Consider the following 18,991-nt stretch of genomic DNA (forward strand, 5'->3'; position numbering starts at 1 on the left):
ATATGTTCTGTCTTTGTTTAGAGAACTTTGTTTAAGTTTGAGACATGAGATTAAGTCTGTTTTTGCTTTTGCTTTGCTGTAGTGCGGTTGTTAGTGCCCAGAATGTTGACGTGACCAAATTTGGCGTAACACCAAATAGTTTTTCTGATGCTACAGAGGGGGTTAAAAAAGCAATTGAAGCCTGTCGGGGCCAGTCGGGTGCTACACTTGTTTTTCCGGAAGGCCGATATGATTTTTGGCCTGACAAGGCAGAAGATCAGACCTATTACATCACCAATTCTTCCAGTGAAGAAGAAGTTCCGGTAAAAAAGCAGCGGGTAGGCCTGTTGTTTAATGGATTAAAGAACGTTAAGGTAGAAGGCAATAACTCTTTGTTTGTATTTCATGGCAAGATGATTAGTTGGGTGCTGGATGGCTGTGAAAATGTGCGCCTTCAAAATATAAAAGTAGATTATGAACGGCCGGGCATGTCAGAAATGACGATAAAAGAAATAGGGCCGGGCAGTGTTACTGCAACCATCCATCCTGATTCAAAATTTGGCATAGTGAATGGTGTGTTGCAATGGTATGGCGATAAATGGGTCAGTAAACACTTTTTTGCGATACTGGTTAATCCTGCTAAAGGACTGAACCGGTACAGTTCCTGGAGTCCTTTTCTAAAGAGCAAGGCGGAGGTAATAGCGCCACTGACGGTGCGCTTTACGGGCGATTTTTCACAGTTTAAAGCAGAGCCGGGTGAGGTGCTGACCATACGTGACCACATCAGGGACTATATAGGCGCTTTTGTAAACCGGTCGAAAAACATCTCCCTCCACAATGTACACATGCAGTATATGCATGGATTGGGGATTGTTTCTCAGTTTTCTGAGAACCTGCATTACGACAGTGTGTTTACAGAACCCGCCAAAGGCAGTGGCAGGGTGATCGCTTCATCTGCCGACGGCATGCATTTCTCAGGTTGCAAAGGGCAGATTACCATAGAAAACTGCAGGTTTAAAGGGCTTCATGATGATGCCGTGAATGTGCATGGTACGCATTTGAAGATCACGGAGGTTGTATCCCCGACCTCAATGAAAATAAGGTTTATGCATGGGCAGACCTATGGATTTGAAGCTTTTATAGCCGGGGATACCGTTGCTTATGTACATCCTTCTTCACTGCAAATCTTTGAAAAAGGAGTGGTAAAGTCGGTCAGGCTGATCTCAGAGCGCGAGATGCTGGTAGAGCTGGCAAAACCAGTTCCATCGCAGCTGGCAGCAGGCGATGTACTGGAGAATGTGACCTGGACACCTGCTTTAACGATCCGGAATTCACGTATAGAGGGTACAAATACAAGGGGGATACTGATCACCACACGGCGTAAAGTACTGGTTGAGAATAATGTTTTTTACAGGACAGGCATGCACGCTATTTTGATAGAGAATGATGCGTCCGGCTGGTTTGAATCAGGCCCTGTAGAAGATGTAACTATCAGGGGTAATGTGTTTGAAGAATGTGCGTATAATTCCTATCCGAATAATTACGTGATCCATATTTCTCCGCAGAACAAGGAGATTATCAAAGGATATTGGGTGCACAAGAACATCAGCATCGAAAACAATACTTTTAAAGTGTACGATTATCCTTTGCTGTCGGCAAAGAGCACCAGTGGCTTGACTTTCATTGGAAATAAGATCATTAAAACGGACTTTATGAAAGCAGGGGAAAAAAGGCCTGAGATTCATCTGGTGTCCAGTACCAAGGCCAGGGTTAGGAACAACGTATTTGAGCCAAAACAAGAGGCGGTGGTTGATGCAGAAAAAATGGGTAAAAGAGATATCAATGCTGATCTAAAAGTGCACCTGCATTGATTTTTACACCTCGTATGCCACCTTTGCAAACTTATTTCTATAGTCGATGGGGGTGAGGCCTGTAATCTTTTTAAATGTATCTCTAAATGCTTTCGTATCTGTATAGCCTACGTCAAACATGATTTCTGAGATATTCTTTCTGGATGCTTCAAATTTCTTTTTTGCAGCTTCTATCCTTACCCTTTGTATATACTCCAGCGATGTATTGTTGGTAGCCTCTTTAAATCTTCTTTCAAATGTTCTGCGGCCTGTATTTATTAAATTTGCTAAAGTTGCTATGGTTATTTTATTTTCGTAATGGGTTTCAATATGGTCCTGCACTTTTTGAATTTCCGCATCACCATGATTTCTTTGCCCTTTGAATATAGCGAACTGAGATTGACTGTCTCTGCCAATATCTAAAGCAAAATATTTTGAAATCATTACCGCCGTTTGTCTGTCAGCATACTTTTCAATCAGGTATAATATTAAATTCCATAAACTACTTGCCCCGCCACTACTGTAAATGTTATCGTGCTCTGTTATGATTGCACCATCTTCCACTTCTACCTCTGGATATCTTTCTCTAAAATCACTGATGTGGGCCCAATGTGTGGAGCATTTTTTACCGTTGAGTAGGCCTGTCTCGGCTAAAAGGAAAGCCCCGATACATAGGCTGGCAAGACTTGAACCGTTTTCATATAGCTTTTTAAAATAGGGTATCGCTGCTGCATTGGCCTGTATCCCTTTGGTGGTATCGCCAAACGCAGGGGGGATAATCAATAAGTCAGTTTCATTCACATCTTTTAGCAACCTGTCGGTTTTAACTGTGTACTCTCCATTATTGGCTGGTACATACTCGTTAAGTCCCACATACTCTACCTCAAAAATTGGTTTTTTACCAAAAGTAATTAAAAACTCATTGGCAGTATGGAAGCTTCTAAAAGGGGGAGTGATTGCTTCAATTACCCCATACTCAGGTACAAAGACTGAAATTCGCATCAATTATAAAGATTAAGGTACTAATCTACGAAAATAGTTTTGTCATATTTTACCCCAAATTTGTCATTTTCACAATAGCCCTGATTTTATAACCTAATGTATCTTTGGATATCAAAATTTAATAAATAATTATGGCACAAGTAACAAGAATAACGGTAGAAGCAGAAACACATGTTCCCGTAGCAAAAGTCTGGACAGCCTGGAATACACCAAGCGACATTGTTCAATGGAACACTCCTGACCCAAGTTGGCATACCCCGAGCAGCGAAAACGATCTGAGAGCAGGAGGTAAGTTTAAAAATAGAATGGAAGCCAAAGATGGTAGTTTTGGGTTTGACTTTGAAGGTGTTTATGACACCGTGGAGTTGCATAAGGAAATTACCTATACCATGGGTGACGGAAGAAAGGCGACTACATTGTTTGCAGAAGAAAATGGTAAGACGATCATCACCACCACATTTGACGCGGAAACAGAGAACGAACCTGAATTTCAGAAACAGGGCTGGCAGTCTATACTCAACAACTTTGTGAAATATATTGAATCAACTAATTAGTCAACACCACCTAATTTTAAACGTCATGAAAAAGAATAAGATAATTTTTTGGGTGGCAACTGCCATCATCATACTTTGGGAGGGCCTGATGCCGTTGGGTACGCTGCTGTTTTCACCAGAGTATGCTACTGTGGGTACGAGACCTTTGGGTTATCCGGATTATTTTGCCTACACACTGATCATTTGTAAGGTATTGGGTGTTCTGGCAATTTCTTATCCTAAAACACCAGCTAAGCTACAGGAATGGGCTTATGCAGGGCTTACTTTCAGTTTAATCTTTGCCTTCATCAGTCATGCCTGTGTAGATAAGAACATTGGGTATATGCTAATGCCACTAGTGGTATTGGCGATCCTGGCGGTTTCGTATGTGTATAAAAATAAAATTCCTGATGCTTAATTTATGCAGCTATGATTGCGCATGTTGATGACAAATTGATCAGCGGGGTTTTCATTACTTTTTCCGGGAATTGTAAAAAGGCCCTCAGCTTCTATCAAAGCTGTTTCGGGGGCCTATTACAATTTGAAAGTTTTGGAGGAGTAGTAAATGGATATGTCGAAACGCCTGTCGTAAGCGGATCATTGGTTTCCGACAGGATAATTATTCATGGTTCGGACCTGGTACACAATGAAGGAAGAAAGCTGGGAAACTATATGGCTATTTTTCTGCCTTGTAAAAGTACCAGCGACAGGAAAGAGCTCCTTGTAAAAATGGAATTTGATAAAGGGAACTTTCCTGTAACTGATTATGAGCAAAAGCTAATTGAAGTAACTGATGCTTTCGATGTGAGGTGGATACTGGGCATTTAAACAATTCCCTACAGCGTAGTGCTAAAAGCATACGTGCCCGAACCTACACTGATAACCTGATATCCTCCTACTCTGTTTTTAATCTTTAGATCAGGGTTGTTTTTAATGGACTTGCCACCCTCCATAGTCTCTCCTTCAGCATTTGATGGAATATAGATATCTGCCTTAGTGTTTACCGGAATGGTTACCTCCATGGTGAGTTGCTTTCCGTTTTTCTTCCATGAGGAAACTACCTTTCCATTAATCGAATGATAAGCAGCCTTTACATAGTTGATGCGGTCAGGTGCGATTTCAGGACGGATGCTGAATGTGCGGTATCCGGTTTCGTCAAGTTTAATACCTGCCATATTTCCAAACATCCATTCGTTTACTGCGCCAAATGCATAGTGGTTGAAGGAATTCATGCCCGCATTGTTGGTGAAGCCTTTGTCTTTGATGTAGCTGTCCCAGCGCTCCCAAATGGTGTTTGCACCATTGATCACCTCAAAGCCCCAGGATGGATATTCTGTGCTGAGCAATAGCTGGTAGGCTACGTCGCTGTTGCCGGTTTCAGAAAGAGCCGGCAATAAAGGTTTGACACCCAGGAACCCGGTAGACAATTTACCCCCGTTTTCTTTGATCAGGGTAGCCAGACGCTGGCCGGCTTTTGCTTTCAATGTGGGAGAAAGTAGATCCATATAAATTGCATTTGCATAGGCAGTTTGGGTGTCACCGTCAAATAAACGATCCTCACCGGAAGTAACTACAGAACTGCCTTTCTTTTGAAAAATACCTTGTTCATTGATATAGTTGGCGGCAATAGCCTGTTTTATTTTACTAAATACCTCCTTATATTTTTTCACGTCTTCCGTGACTTTGATTGCGTGGGCCATTTCTGCCATCATCGAGGCGCAATTGGCATAATACATGGTGGCCAGGAAATAGGAAGGCGTTTGCTTTCCTACAGAAAGCCAGTCGCCAAACCCTCCGTTGGTAGAGATATCTTTAAATGTATCTTCCGTATAATAGTATTTTCCTTCGCTTTTGCTTTCTAAAAAGTCGAGGTAAGCGACCATATTCGGCCAGAATTTCTTGATTACGGTAATGTCTCCGTAAGTCTTGAAGATGGTATACGGACAGATAATTCCGGCTTCAGACCAACCAGGGGAATAGGTGTCGGTAACCCGGATGTTTGGTGCAGGTGCATAGATGGGATAAGCATTGTCTTTTCTTTGCGCATCATTTAAATCTACCAGCCATTTGGTATAAAAGGCCGAAATATCATTGTTGAAGGATGCGGATTGAATGTAAACCTGAGCATCACCTGTCCAGCCCAGGCGCTCATCGCGTTGCGGACAATCTGTAGGCACTTCAAAGTAATTCGATTGCTGGGTCCATACAATGTTATGGTACAACTGGTTCACCATTTTATTATCAGTTTCAAAGCTCCCTGCCACTGGCATGACTGAAGTCATGACTATGCCGGTGATGGCGTCCAGTGCTGGCTGATAACGAAAGCCTTCAACCTCTACATATTGAAAACCATGATAGGTAAACTGTGGCATCCAGGTTTCGCCATTAGGATCGCCCTTTAATATATAAGTATCTGTAGCCCTCGCCCTCCTTAAATTTTCGGTCATGATCCTTCCGTCGGGATGCAGCATTTCGCCATATTTTAACCTGATGGTATCTCCGGCCTTACCTTTTACCTGCAAACGGACAAGCCCTGCGAAGTTCTGTCCCAGGTCGACGTTGTATTTTCCGCCAGGTCGCGGTGTTACAGACTTAGCTTTTAACTCTTTCAGTACCTGTACCGGATTGCCGGGATATACTTCAATCTTTCTTTCAGCCTTATCTGGATAAATGGTGGCATTTTGCCAGTTGCTTGTGTTCAGGCCGGGTTTGAGCCAATCCTTCAGTTCCAGTTGCGCATTATAGGTTTCTCCATTTAAAATGTCCGATTCTATAAGTGCACCTTTGGCGGTTTTCCAGGAAGCATCGGTACCGACAAGCTCGACTTTACCATCTGCATAGGTGATTTCAACCTGTGCTTTGAGCAATGGAACGTCGCCATAAAATTTATCAACTACCGGGTTGCCTACCAGGAGTGCATAACCCAGGTACCCTGAGTACCATCCGGAAGAAATAACAGAACCAAATACATTTTTTCCGGCTTTTAGTTCGTTGGTGATATCATATACCTGATAATAAACACGTTTATTATAATCTGTCCATCCCGGTGTGAAATAATCTTTACCCGCACGTTTTCCATTTACATAGAACTCATACAAGCCAAGTGCGGTGATATACAGCCTTGCTTTTATTACCTTTTTGCTAATTCCTATTTCTTTTCTAAAATAAGGTGATGGAGGCAAATGGTAATCTTTGCCCTTTCCAAATGCATTCAAATTGCTCCCTATCCATTCAGCGCGCCACGCTGATTTTGACAGTAAGCCCATTTCCCAGCTGGATACATTGCTCCAGGTACCCACTTTTCCGGCCTTGTCCCAACTACGGACCCGCCAATAATACCTTTTGCCGGCAAGTAATGGCTTGCCTGTATAATTTATTTGATTGGTATGGTTGGATTTAACCTGCTGACTGTTCCAGACGTCGGCCTTGCCGGTACTTAATAGTGCTTTGGAAGTAGCTACCTGGATTTGATAAGCCGTTTGTACCTGATTTTTTAACGAAGATACCAATTCCCAGCTCAGTCTTGGTTTCAGTTCCTCGATCACAGGGTTTACTTTATATTCAGTCCTTAGGTTTACCGCAGAAAGAGGGGCAGCGGTTTTTTGTGCATTAGTATTGGTGAATTGAGTCGCGAAACTAAGCAGTAAGATGTATTTGACAGGCATCATTGTTTATTGATATAAGTGGCTTTATATATTTGGTGTTTGCTAAGCTATATTATTTTCCTTTTATAACTATCCTGACCTGTCGGCTGGGCTATTATAAAAAAGTTAATTCTTAATATTTTAAAAAACGAATTAGAACTTTTTAATATTTATAAAATGTTTTCTTACATTAGGAGCTGCATTAAAATTATATTGTCTGATCGTGATGAGCAGGTAGGTACAGGATGAAATTGTTGTTGTTTTATGCTACATTACATGCTTAATTGCCATTGCCAGAACAGTATACCAAACATGCAAACACATAAATATAACCTAATATGATACCGAAAGAACCAACTTCAAGAAGAGATTTTATTAAAAAAACTGCGGTAGGAGTGGCCGCTTTTACCATCGTACCCCGATACGTTTTGGGTGGGACGGGATTTATTGCGCCCAGTGACAAGCTTACCAAAGCGGTAATTGGCGTAGGCTCTATGGGACGGGGGCATTTTGAATATGAAGGCACCCAGGTAGTGGCAATCTGTGATGTGGATAAAAGACACATTGCACAAGCCCTTCCTTCACTGGATAAAGGTGTAAAGACCTTTAGTGATTACCGCGAGCTGCTAAAGCTGCCTGAGGTAGATATTGTGCACATCGCTACACCACCACACTGGCATGGGATTATGTCGGTAGATGCGGCAAATGCAGGGAAGGATGTTTGGTGTGAAAAACCGATGACGCATACTATAGGCGAGGGTAAGCGTGTGATGGAGGCTGTGCAGCAGCATGGCAGAATGTTCAGGCTAAATACCTGGTTTAGGTTTAAAGACACTTTTTATGGAATGGGTACGACTGTGAAACCGATCAAGAAGCTGGTTGACAGTGGAATGCTAGGATGGCCATTGAAGGTTACAGTAGGTAAACATACAGGTTATGACTGGAAGTTTTACTGGGTAGGAAAAGACAACCTTCCGGTAGAGCCTGTTCCTGCGGAGCTTGATTATGATATGTGGTTGGGTCCGGCACCTTTTAAGCCTTATAGTACACACAGGGTTCATCAGACTTTCCGTGGGTATTGGGATTATGATGGTGGTGGTCTGGCTGATATGGGTCAGCATTATATAGATCCGATACAATACTTCTTGGGTAAGGATAATAACAGTCCTGTGTCTGTAGAGATTGATGCACCGCAACAACACAGCGATGCGGTAGGTACCTGGAGACGTATTACTTATACCTATGCTGATGGTTGCCAGATTGTTTTAGACGGCGAAGGTAAAGACACCAACGTACCTTATATAGAGGGACCAAAAGGTAAACTTTATCCTGGGTTTAAATCTGATATTCCCGATCTGCAGCGTAAACTTGCTGCTTTTCCTGATCCGGAACCACAGATCACCAGTTTTACAGAGTCGGTAAAAACCAGGCAGAAGTTTGCACTTAATGAAGAAAATGGACACCGCTCATGTAACATTGTTAATATTGGACTGGTGGCCCTGCGATTGGGACGCTCTTTAAAGTTTGATCCTGTAAAACAGGAGTTTATAGACGATGAAGGTGCCAACAAATTGCTCAATCCTGTAATGCGTGCACCTTATACTATTTAAATAATCCATAAGAAAGAACCAATTACAATATAATAATAATGATAAAGAGAATATTATTTGTGCTGCTTGCAATAGTGATGCTATATGATGTGGCACTTGCACAAAATACGGATCAGCGTACTGTGACAACCCGCATTGCGGATCTACTGGCGCAATTGCCTTCGGACGACGCCAAACAATTAAAAAGTAACATGCAGGATATCTCGCAGTTGGGGGTAGACGGTTACGTGACCCTAATCAGCGGATTGGTACCTCAGGGTAAGGGCAATAATAGCTTAATTGAATATGCAGTGAGCGGATTTTCGGGCTATGTAAGTCAGCCCGGACAAGAAAGCCTCCGCAAAATGGCAGCAGATGCGTACTGCAAAGTGTTGCCTCAGTTAAGCGATAAGCAAAATAAATCGTTCATCATCAGTCAGTTTGAACTGGTAGGCGATGATGCTTCCGTAGCTTGTCTTTCTGCATACCTGAAAGATGCTGATCTTGCAGATCCGGCATCCAGATCATTGGTAAAGATTAATACACCTGCTGCTAAAGCTGCTTTGATAGCTGCTTTGTCGGGAGGTACGCCAGAACGCGCACTGGTTTCTGTAATTGAAGCATTGGGACATACAGGTTCTAAAGAGGCAGCCACTGCTATCAAACAATTGATATCAGGTGTCAGCACCGCGGAACTGTCTAAAGTGAGTTTATTCTCATTAGCACATATTGCAGACCCATCAGCGGAATCGGTATTGGCCAAAGCTGCTGAAAGTGCAGGTTATAAATATGAGCAGACCAATGCGGTGGCAGCTTATTTATTGTTTGCACAAAAATCACTGGCTACTGATAAAGCATTATCAGCTAAAATCGCAAAACAGTTGCTATCCAATGTAAAGGATGAACAACAAGTTGATATTCGCATCGCGGCGCTAAAGTTATTGGCTGAATCTGATAACAGTCAGGAATATCTGCTTGCTGCAATGGACGATAGCAATTTTGAATATAAAGCTGCGGCTTTGGGATTTGCATTGCCGGGTTTAACGGCAGATAATACTGCCCAATGGGTAAAAAAAATAGCTAAAGCTGATCCTGCTACTCAGGTAGCTATCCTGAGCACGCTTGGAGAAAGTAAGTCGCAAACTGCTTTGCCTGCAATAGTGAAATTACTCAAGCATAAAGATGCGTCTGTAAGACATGCTGCTATTGCCGCAGCGGCAAAAATAGGACAGGAGGCTGCGCTGGAAGATTTCCTTAAAGCTACAGCTAAAGCAGATGCAGCAGACCTTACCGCTTATTCTGACGCAATATTGAGAATGAAAGGCGATGGCATCACTTCAAAGATTGCAGCTTATATACCAAAAGCAAAACCAAATGTACAGGTTGCCCTGATCAATGTATTGGCTGCACGTGCAGCGGGTGCACAGTCGGCCACGGTCTTTAGCTTGCTTGCCAATAAGAATCCCGAAGTAAGGAGTGCCGCTTTTGCCGCATTAAGCAAAACTGCAGGCAGCGATAACTTGCCGCAATTATATACCTTGCTCAATGAAACCACAGATCAGACTGAACTGATCAAAGTACAGGATGCTGTGATAGCAGCGCTTTCCAGTGGTCAGAATGCTGATCAACAAGTAGATGCCGTGCTGACACAAATGGCTGCTGCCCCTGATGATAAAAAATTATTGTTCTATAAAGTATTAGGCAGTTTAGGTGGTGCAAAATCACTGGCTGCTGTTTCAACCGCTTTCAATTCTGGTAATGAAGCCTCAAAGAAAGCTGCTTTGGATGCTTTATCTGCCTGGGTAGACGCAGGTTCAGCTGAGGAACTGATCAAAATAGCCAGACAGACTAGTGATGCGGCGTATCTGGATCAGGCACTGCAAGGTTATCTTCGCCTGATCAGTGCTTCACCGGCCAGTGCTGAGCAAAAGCTATTATTGCTTCGCAATGCGATGGATGTGGCTAAAACTACCGCTCAAAAACAGCAGATCCTAAAACAGACAGAACAAGCAAAAAGCTTTAATGCGATCGTTTTTGCAGGTAAATACTTGGATGATCCGGCATTGCAGCAGGCTGCTGCAAACGCAGTGATGAACATCACTATGGCGGGAAAATACAATGGTACAATTGTTAAAGATTTGCTAAACAAGACCATTACAGTAATAACAGGTCCGGATAGTGGCTACCAGAAAGAGGGAATGAAAAAATACATTTCTGAGATGTCGGCTGAAGAAGGTTTTGTGAAGGTGTTTAACGGTACTGATCTTACTGGCTGGAAAGGCCTGGTAGGAGATCCGATCAAACGCAGTAAAATGGATGCAAAGACATTGGCAGAGGCTCAGGCTAAAGCTGATGAGGTGGCTCAAAAAGGCTGGAAAGTAGTGAATGGCGAACTTCAGTTCCAGATCCACGGTGATAACCTGGCTACAGTAAAGAAATATGGCGATATGGAGATGCTGGTAGACTGGAAAATTATCGACGATAAGAAAGGCGAAGGCGATGCAGGTATCTATCTGCGTGGTACGCCTCAGGTACAGATATGGGACCTTGCAAGGACTAATGTAGGTGCGCAGGTAGGTTCAGGTGGTTTGTACAACAACCAGACTAACCCAAGCAAACCATTAAAAGTAGCTGACAATAAACTGGATGAGTGGAATACCTTCCGCATTTTGATGAAAGGCGACAGGGTCACTGTATGGCTGAACGGTGAACTGGTGACTGACAACGTTGTCCTTGAAAACTTTTGGGACAGAAGCTTGCCAATCTTTGCAGAAGAGCAGATAGAATTGCAGGCACATGGATCGCCTGTAGCATACAGGGATATTTATATCAGGGAGATCCCTCGTCCGAAACCTTTTGAGCTAAGCGCGCAAGAGAAAAAAGAAGGCTATCAGGTGTTGTTTGACGGTACCAACATGCATAGCTGGATGGGTAATACTACAGATTATGTAATTGAAAATGGCAATATTGCTATCAGACCGGTACCAGGCAAAGGATCGGGCGGCAATTTATTCACTAAAAAAGAATACAGTGATTTTGTATTCAGGTTTGAATTTCAACTAACTACGGGTGCAAACAATGGATTGGGTATCCGCGCTCCTCTGGAAGGAGATGCTGCCTATACAGGAATGGAGCTACAGATATTGGACAATGAAGCGCCAATCTATAAAGACCTGCATGTGTATCAGTACCATGGTTCAGTATATGGAACAATGGCTGCAAAGAGAGGATTTTTGAAGCCTCTGGGAGAGTGGAACTATCAGGAAGTAATTGTAAATGGTCCGAAGATCAAAGTGATCCTGAACGGTACTGTGATCCTTGACGGCGACCTTACACCATTCCGTAAGAATGGTACTCCGGATAAATTAGATCACCCGGGCATTCACAGGGCTAGCGGACACATTGGGTTTTTGGGTCACGGATCGCCATTGCAGTTCAGAAATATCAGGGTTAAAGAATTAAAAAATACAAAGAAATAGATTTTATACAATAGAATAGATCATGACTGAAGAACAAAAAAATTCAGAATCAAGTAATTCAAGAAGAAGTTTTATAAAAACCACTGCCCTTGCGGCAGCTGGTTTTATGATTGTACCACGCCACGTACTTGGAGGCAAAGGGTTTTTGGCACCCAGCGACAGGTTGCAGGTAGCAGGAGTAGGTGTTGGTGGAAAGGGAGAGAGTGACCTGACCGGTATATTTGCGGGTGGAAAATCGGATATTGCCTATTTATGTGATGTGGACGACAGAAGGGCTGCGGGTTCTGTAAAGCGCTTTCCAAAAGCGAAATACTACAAAGATTACCGTCAGATGCTGGACAAAGAGGCAAAGAATATAGACGGGGTAGTCGTGTCCACACCAGATCATGCCCATGCGCAGATCGCCATGGCAGCTATGCAGCTTGGTAAACATGTGTATGTTCAAAAACCATTGGCACATGATATTTATGAGGCACGTAAACTTACCGAAGCTGCCAAGCGCTATCAGGTAGTGACACAAATGGGCAACCAAGGTGCTTCTGGTGATGGGGTAAGGAAACTGACAGACTGGTATGATGCCGGATTGATAGGAAAAGTAGAGCGTGTGTATTGCTGGACCGACCGTCCGGTGTGGCCGCAAGGTATCCAATGGCCTGCTACACCAGCTCCGGTTCCGGCCGAGCTGGACTGGGACCTTTGGTTGGGCAGTGCGCCTTACAAACCATATATCGATAAGATGGTGCCGTTTAACTGGCGCGGATGGTGGGATTATGGAACCGGTGCGATAGGTGATATGGGTTGCCACCTGGTAGAACCGCCGTTTAGAATACTGGAACTGGATACCCCGATAGATGTACAGTGCAGTGTGGGAAGCGTATATGTAGATGAGTTTAAAAGAGGATATTTCCCGGAAAGCTGTCCGCCGTCAAGCCATGTGATCATGACCTTTGCAAAAACAAGGAAGACAAAAGGCAATATCGAAATCCACTGGATGGATGGGGGTATCAAGCCTGAACGTCCGGAAGAATTGTTGCCAAATGAATCTTTTGGCGCAAACGGAGTACTATTTATAGGAACCAAAGGTAAAATGATCTGTGATGTGTATGGGTCAAACCCAAGGTTATTGCCGTTGACACGAAATGCAAATGACAAGACTAAACCAAAAGCAATCAGGGTACCAGGTGCTGAAGCAGGTCATTATACCCAATGGGCCGAGGCTGCTATAGCAGGTTATGGCAAGATAGAATTGAGCTCCCCGTTTGAAATAGCAGGGCCGTTAACAGAAACCTTGCTGATCGCCAACCTGGCCATCCGTGGAATAGACACACAAAGAAGGGATGCTAATGGCAAGATCAGTTACCCGGGCAGGGACATGAAGCTGATCTGGGATAAAGAGAACCTGAAGGTGACCAATTTTGATGAAGTAAACCAGTTTGTGAAGCGCAACTATCGTGCTGGTTGGACCTTGGGTATATAATAAACTTATATGACAAAAGGAACTAATTTAAGGGTACTAGTGGTGGGCTGCGGCAATATGGGCGCAGCCCATGCCATTGCATACCATAGCCTGGAGGGTTTCGAGATCTGTGGTATTGTATCATTGGGGAATAGTAAAGTGGTATTGAATGATCGTTTGGGTGGAGGTTACGACCTGTACAGTGATTACTATGAAGCGCTTGAGGCGACAACGCCTGATGCGGTGTGCATTTCTACCTATCCGGATACCCATGAGCAATACGCTGTCAAAGCTTTTGAAAGTGGTTGTCATGTCTTTATTGAGAAGCCCCTGGCTGATACGGTGGAAGGAGCACAGCGCGTAGCTGAAGCAGCTAAAAAAGCCGGAAAGAAATTGCTGGTAGGATATATCTTACGTTATCATCCCTCCTGGCAAAAGTTTACTGAGCTGGCGCAGGAGATGGGCAAGCCACTGGTGATGCGCATGAACCTCAACCAGCAAAGTCATGGGCGGAAATGGACCGTACACCGTAACCTGATGAAAAGCCTTAGTCCGATAGTGGACTGTGCTGTTCACTACATCGATGTGATGTGTCAGATGACGAGGTCCAGGCCGGTGCAGGTAAGTGCGATAGGGGCCAGGCTGACAGACGATATTCCGGACTGGAATTATAACTACGGACAGCTGCAGATCCGCTTTGAGGATGGCTCGGTAGGCTGGTATGAGGCAGGATGGGGCCCAATGGTGAGCGATAATGCATTTTTTATTAAAGATGTGTTCGGTCCCAAGGGTGCCGTGTCTATAGTAGCCAAACAAGCAAGCAAGGCAGGTAAATCAGATGATATCGACTCGCATACGAAGACAGAATCAATAAAGGTTCATCATGCAGCTATCGGTGCTGACGATGAATTTTTGAAGCCTGATGAATGGGTTGATCTTAGTGATGAGCCTGATCATCAGGAGCTTTGCAATCGGGAGCAGCGGTACTTTTTAAAAGCGATTTTGGAAGATCTGGACCTGACCGACCCGACGGCAGATGCGGTTAATAGTTTAAAAATTGCTTTTGCGTGCGACGAGTCGGTAAAAAGCGGGCAGGTAGTTATGCTTTAAATTGTCAGTAACTATGAACAATGTTAACAAAAAGAATAGAAATTGTTCATTATTCATTTGGAGCAAATCCAATAATTACTAACTTTAGAGCGTTATATCAAAATATTTTAATCTTAAAACTAAAGAAAAACATGGAAAAATTTTCAAAACTTAAGGAACTGATTGCAGGTGTTGAAGCTGATGCAGAAAAATTCTATAACTCAGGTAATGGTGCTGCTGGTACACGAGTACGTAAAGCAATGCAGGATTTAAAAGGTCTGGCTCAGGACATCCGTACTGAAGTTACAGATAAAAAGAATGCTAAATAATTTTTGAATTATACGAAAAAGGGTGACTGAGCAATTCAGTCACCCTTTTTTTATTTTATCTTGTTTATAAACCTGAATTGACAGATTTCTTTTTCATTGATTTATTACTAAGAAGTACGTTCACATTTCATAATATAATATGAAGATTTTTAAATTATCCTCATATAGATAGTGTGAGGATAAGTGTGTAGAGGCCTTAATTTGAAAAGCTATTAGCGCATAAAAAAACCGGAGTAAATCGAATTTCTCAATTTTACTCCGGTCATGTACCCCGGAAGGGACTCGAACCCCTGACCCTCGGTTTAGAAAACCGACGCTCTATCCAGCTGAGCTACCGAGGCATTTCCCCTTTTAGGAGCGGCAAAGATATAAAATCATACATAGAAGCGCAAATCTATTTTTGAATATTTTTAATGCTATTTATGAATGTTTTATTGCTATCAGGATGTTTTAATAGTTTTATTTTCTAATTTTAATGTGGCTCATAATCGCTGTGCAGATGAAAACAAACCTAATTATAATAGCCTCAGTGATTTGCTGCTGCTGGATTGGCAGTGCTACTGCACAGACTACTAATAAGAACTATGACGAGAAGCTTGCCAGGGAGCTAAAAGCTGATGATTATGGGATGAAGAAATACATACTTGTGATCTTAAAATCAGGCTCGGTAACTGATCTGCCGAAAGCTAAACTGGACAGCGTCTTTACAGGACATATGGCCAATATTAACAAACTGGCAACAGAGGGAAAGCTAATTGTGGCAGGCCCAATGGGTAAAAATGACAGATCGTACCGAGGCATTTTTATTCTTGATGTTGAAACTGTAGAGGAAGCACAGAAACTTACCACCACCGATCCTGCCATTATCAGTCAGGTGCTGGCAGCTGAGTATTTTCCATGGTACGGCTCAGCAGCCTTAAAGGAAACACTAAAGATCCATAGTAAAATAGAGAAAAAGAGCCATTAAATGGTTATCTTCTTTTGAGGGAACGCTTCGGCATGGGCAAGGATCATATGCAGTACATAATCATTGGAGGGATAGGGTTGCAATGCGGATTTTAACATATCAGGTTCATTTATATCTGTATACTGCGAAATATAGCCCATTCCATAAAACAACCCGCGCTCTACTAAAAGACAACTCTGCTCGTCTTCTGTACGGCCTTTATCTATTAGTGCAAAGGAGGGAAGCATGGTGGTAAGTTCATCAATGGCATATTTCACCCTTACATTATAAGAAGCGGCAGACTCCTTATTCAGGCATGCGCCGGCGCAACTGCCTTCTTCATGGCCTGTACATGCGGCCCGGTTTCTTTGAATGAAACAAAGCTTTTCACATAAGAGGTGGTTTTTGATGAGCATCCTCAAAATATTATGTCCTTCCAGCAGGGTATTAAAGCTATAAAGTGCTGCAGTATTTTTACAGTATTTGTCTACCCCCAACCGCATATATCCATTCTGGTCATTAAATGCATAGAGGCCATATTTCTGTTCAAAACGTTTTAAGGCGCGGTTGTTTTCCGGCCACAGCCGTTTGATCTCAGTAGCTTCCAGTATCAGTGCCATCAGCTCTGTAGCGCAAATCTCAAAGTCTATGCGGTGAATGTCCTTAAGAAAATTCTGGCGCTGCCTGCCTGGATTGTTGCCTGTAAAATGTGAGCAGACCCTTTTCTTCAGGCTCTTCGCTTTTCCGATATAAATTACTTTTCCTTTCTGGTCTTTGAAATAGTATACACCTGGACTCAACGGAAGTTTGTCTACTTCTGATCTTGGTAGATTAGGCGGCAGGGCCTGTTCTTTGGAAGAACGGCTCAGTGCTTGTCCGATGATATTTGTGGTATCGGCCTGTAGCAATAATGTCAACAGCTCTGCCGTAGCAGCAGCGTCGCCACCTGCCCGGTGCCGGTTATTGAGCGTTATGTTTAACGAGGTGCAAAGCTTGCCCAGACTATACGAACTGTATCCCGGCAGTAATTTGCGGCTGAGGCGTACGGTACATAACTTTTTGCATTGCAGCTCGTATCCGCTGGAGGCCAGATGGTGCCTGATAAATGAAAAATCAAAGTTAACATTATGTGCCACAAAAACTTTGTCATGCAATAATTCATAAATTTCTGAAGCTACTTCATGGAAAGAGGGTGCTTTGGCAACCAATTCATTGCTGATCCCGGTCAGTGCCTCAATATAAGCAGGGATTTCCTGCTGAGGATTGATAAGCGTTTCATAATTGCTGATGACGCGTTCACCATCATGCACCAGAACTGAAATTTCTGTAATCCCATTTCCTGAAGCAAAGCCACCCGTCGTTTCTATATCTACTACAGCGTATAACATGATTTGATCTGACACATTTTATTGTGTAAATATGCTAATAAAATTAGTAATATGAAATATTTAATATAGCATAACATTAAATTAAAATAGAGGAAACATTTGCAGTATAACTTTGTTATTATAATCCTAACCATATATAATTATGTTAAGCACTTACCTGAATATTCAATTTGATATTGAAGGAAAACCTGTTAACGGCTTCTGCATGCAAATCCATGATGATTTTCATGAAACATACGCGGTCATCCTGGATGGTTATCATTCATTTTGTGTGTGGCTGGACGGATCATCTACCTGGCATTTTTCCAAGAATGCGAGCATAGAGCCGAGCATACTGGATCAGATCATCAGCAAACTGACTTTAAGTAAATCAGAAGAATAGTTTGCTTTCTTATCCGAAAAACAGGTAACAAAGCCCGATCGCTGTACATACACCTACAAGATCTGCCAATAGCATGGTACCGATTGCATACCTTGTATTCTTGATATTTACTGAACCGAAATATACCGCAATTACATAGAACGTTGTATCTGAGGCACCCTGAAATATCCCTGAAAGTCTGCTGGCGAAAGAATCCGGTCCATATGTCTCCATGGTACTTACCATCATTCCGCGTGCCGCTCCGCCACTTAAAGGACGGATCAATGCTGTAGGCAGTCCCTCTACGAATCTGGTATCTGCTCCCAGCATTGCAAAGAAATTTTTAATGCCGCTGATGACCACATCAAAAGTGCCGCTGGTACGCAAAAGAGAAATGGCAACCAGCATTCCGACCAGGTAGGGTACGATTTTAATGGCTGTTTCAAATCCGTTTTTAGCCCCGTCAACGAAGGCGTCAAAGACATCTATCTTTTTATAGATCCCACCTAGTATGATCAGCAGGAATACCAGTAATATGAGTCCGTTGCTTAATATGCCTGAGAAGGATTTGATACCGTCCGCGTTTAAAGAAGTAATGTACAGCACCAATAAAGCGATGATAAAAGACAAACTGAGTATCCAGGTGATGATGACAGGCTGAAGTACATTGATCTTTTGTTTATAGGACACCATGAGCATGGCGGCTATGGTACCCACAAAAGTAACGATAAGACAGGGTATAAAAATGTCTGTAGGGTTAGAGGCGTTCTGTGAGGCACGGATGGCGATCACACTTACCGGAATCAGGTTTAGTCCGGCTGCATGCAGACAAAGAAACATGATCTGCGGATTGGAGGCCACATCCTTGCTGGGATTGATCTCCTGCAGGCTTTCCATAGCTTTTAACCCAAATGGGGTAGCGGCATTGTCGAGTCCCAGTAAATTGGCCGAGAAATTCATGATCATGTGTCCCATAGACGGGTGCCCTTTTGGTATTTCAGGGAATAGCTTTGAAAAGAAAGGCCCTACAATCCTTGATAGTAATCTAATGCCGCCTGCGCGCTCAGCAATGCTCATCAGGCCCATAAAAAGCGCCAGGATACCTATCAGTTTCAGACATAGCTCTACGGCTACCCAGCAGGTCTGGATGATGCCGTCCAGTTTAAGCGGATTGGCCGGATCATCTGCCTTGCCAATGACCATCCAGTTAAATATGTCTTGCTGACCATCGATAAAAACGCACTTTACACCTGCTACTACTATTGCTACAATGATAAAGGCCGACCAAATTCTGCTTAATGCCATTCGCTGTTTTGTTTGATGGCGTTAAAGTACCAATTTAAAAT

General features: G+C 43.0%; 15 protein-coding genes and 1 tRNA gene. 11 read left to right on the forward strand and 5 right to left on the reverse strand.

Going from position 1 to position 18,991, the window contains the following annotated elements; all coding sequences use genetic code 11:
* Nucleotides 1-44: 44 nt before the first annotated feature.
* The gene (locus tag EZ437_RS12815) at nucleotides 45-1,850 is read left to right on the forward strand and encodes a right-handed parallel beta-helix repeat-containing protein (RefSeq protein WP_131596401.1); all 1,806 of its coding nucleotides are present in this window, start codon (nucleotides 45-47) and stop codon (nucleotides 1,848-1,850) included.
* A 3-nt stretch (nucleotides 1,851-1,853) separates the two neighbouring features.
* On the opposite strand, the gene EZ437_RS12820 is transcribed toward EZ437_RS12815, so the two are convergent.
* Nucleotides 1,854-2,831, reverse strand: a complete 978-nt coding sequence (locus EZ437_RS12820; RefSeq protein WP_131596402.1) for a GlxA family transcriptional regulator — start codon at nucleotides 2,829-2,831, stop codon at nucleotides 1,854-1,856.
* 131 nt (nucleotides 2,832-2,962) lie between these two features.
* Between EZ437_RS12820 and EZ437_RS12825 the strand changes: the two genes are divergently transcribed.
* Genes EZ437_RS12825 through EZ437_RS12835 form a run of 3 tightly spaced genes read left to right on the forward strand, consistent with a single transcriptional unit; the run spans nucleotide 2,963 to nucleotide 4,192 of the window.
* Nucleotides 2,963-3,385 carry an SRPBCC family protein gene (locus EZ437_RS12825; RefSeq protein WP_131596403.1) on the forward strand — a complete coding sequence of 141 codons (423 nt, stop codon included), beginning with the start codon at nucleotides 2,963-2,965 and terminating at the stop codon, nucleotides 3,383-3,385.
* A gap of 25 nt (nucleotides 3,386-3,410) precedes the next feature.
* Nucleotides 3,411-3,782: a DoxX family protein gene (locus tag EZ437_RS12830; RefSeq protein WP_131596404.1), complete on the forward strand. Its 372-nt coding sequence runs from the start codon at nucleotides 3,411-3,413 to the stop codon at nucleotides 3,780-3,782.
* Between the two features lie 11 nt (nucleotides 3,783-3,793).
* The gene (locus tag EZ437_RS12835; protein WP_131596405.1) at nucleotides 3,794-4,192 is read left to right on the forward strand and encodes a VOC family protein; all 399 of its coding nucleotides are present in this window, start codon (nucleotides 3,794-3,796) and stop codon (nucleotides 4,190-4,192) included.
* Nucleotides 4,193-4,200: 8 nt separating this feature from the next.
* Here EZ437_RS12835 and EZ437_RS12840 read toward each other — a convergent pair whose 3' ends face one another.
* Nucleotides 4,201-7,032 carry an alpha-L-rhamnosidase gene (locus tag EZ437_RS12840; protein ID WP_205942697.1) on the reverse strand — a complete coding sequence of 944 codons (2,832 nt, stop codon included), beginning with the start codon at nucleotides 7,030-7,032 and terminating at the stop codon, nucleotides 4,201-4,203.
* 314 nt (nucleotides 7,033-7,346) lie between these two features.
* Between EZ437_RS12840 and EZ437_RS12845 the strand changes: the two genes are divergently transcribed.
* From EZ437_RS12845 to EZ437_RS12865, 5 genes are all read left to right on the forward strand, one after another.
* Entirely contained in the window at nucleotides 7,347-8,618 is a 1,272-nt protein-coding gene (locus EZ437_RS12845) for a Gfo/Idh/MocA family oxidoreductase (RefSeq protein WP_225869575.1), read from the forward strand.
* A 38-nt stretch (nucleotides 8,619-8,656) separates the two neighbouring features.
* Complete coding sequence (locus EZ437_RS12850) at nucleotides 8,657-12,076, forward strand: family 16 glycoside hydrolase (RefSeq protein ID WP_205942698.1); 3,420 nt, start codon at nucleotides 8,657-8,659, stop codon at nucleotides 12,074-12,076.
* A gap of 22 nt (nucleotides 12,077-12,098) precedes the next feature.
* On the forward strand, nucleotides 12,099-13,553 hold the full coding sequence (locus tag EZ437_RS12855; RefSeq protein WP_131596406.1) for a Gfo/Idh/MocA family protein: 1,455 nt from the start codon (nucleotides 12,099-12,101) through the stop codon (nucleotides 13,551-13,553).
* 9 nt (nucleotides 13,554-13,562) lie between these two features.
* Entirely contained in the window at nucleotides 13,563-14,642 is a 1,080-nt protein-coding gene (locus tag EZ437_RS12860; RefSeq protein ID WP_131596407.1) for a Gfo/Idh/MocA family protein, read from the forward strand.
* 131 nt (nucleotides 14,643-14,773) lie between these two features.
* Nucleotides 14,774-14,950, forward strand: a complete 177-nt coding sequence (locus EZ437_RS12865; protein ID WP_131596646.1) for a histone H1 — start codon at nucleotides 14,774-14,776, stop codon at nucleotides 14,948-14,950.
* A 267-nt stretch (nucleotides 14,951-15,217) separates the two neighbouring features.
* Here EZ437_RS12865 and EZ437_RS12870 read toward each other — a convergent pair.
* A tRNA-Arg gene (locus tag EZ437_RS12870) sits at nucleotides 15,218-15,291 on the reverse strand.
* A 158-nt stretch (nucleotides 15,292-15,449) separates the two neighbouring features.
* Between EZ437_RS12870 and EZ437_RS12875 the strand changes: the two genes are divergently transcribed.
* Nucleotides 15,450-15,917: a YciI family protein gene (locus tag EZ437_RS12875; RefSeq protein WP_131596408.1), complete on the forward strand. Its 468-nt coding sequence runs from the start codon at nucleotides 15,450-15,452 to the stop codon at nucleotides 15,915-15,917.
* On the opposite strand, the gene EZ437_RS12880 is transcribed toward EZ437_RS12875, so the two are convergent.
* Entirely contained in the window at nucleotides 15,914-17,284 is a 1,371-nt protein-coding gene (locus tag EZ437_RS12880; protein WP_131596409.1) for an exonuclease domain-containing protein, read from the reverse strand. The two genes, EZ437_RS12875 and EZ437_RS12880, sit on opposite strands and share 4 nt — an antisense overlap.
* A 142-nt stretch (nucleotides 17,285-17,426) precedes the next feature.
* Here EZ437_RS12880 and EZ437_RS12885 point away from each other — a divergent pair, with 142 nt between their 5' ends.
* A complete protein-coding gene (locus EZ437_RS12885) occupies nucleotides 17,427-17,666 on the forward strand; it encodes a hypothetical protein (protein ID WP_131596410.1) in 240 nt (79 codons plus the stop codon).
* A gap of 9 nt (nucleotides 17,667-17,675) precedes the next feature.
* Here EZ437_RS12885 and EZ437_RS12890 read toward each other — a convergent pair whose 3' ends face one another.
* Entirely contained in the window at nucleotides 17,676-18,950 is a 1,275-nt protein-coding gene (locus EZ437_RS12890) for a nucleoside recognition domain-containing protein (RefSeq protein ID WP_131596411.1), read from the reverse strand.
* Nucleotides 18,951-18,991: the final 41 nt, after the last annotated feature.

Origin of the sequence: Pedobacter psychroterrae (assembly GCF_004331695.1) — a bacterium.
Classification (GTDB): Bacteria; Bacteroidota; Bacteroidia; order Sphingobacteriales; family Sphingobacteriaceae; genus Pedobacter; species Pedobacter psychroterrae.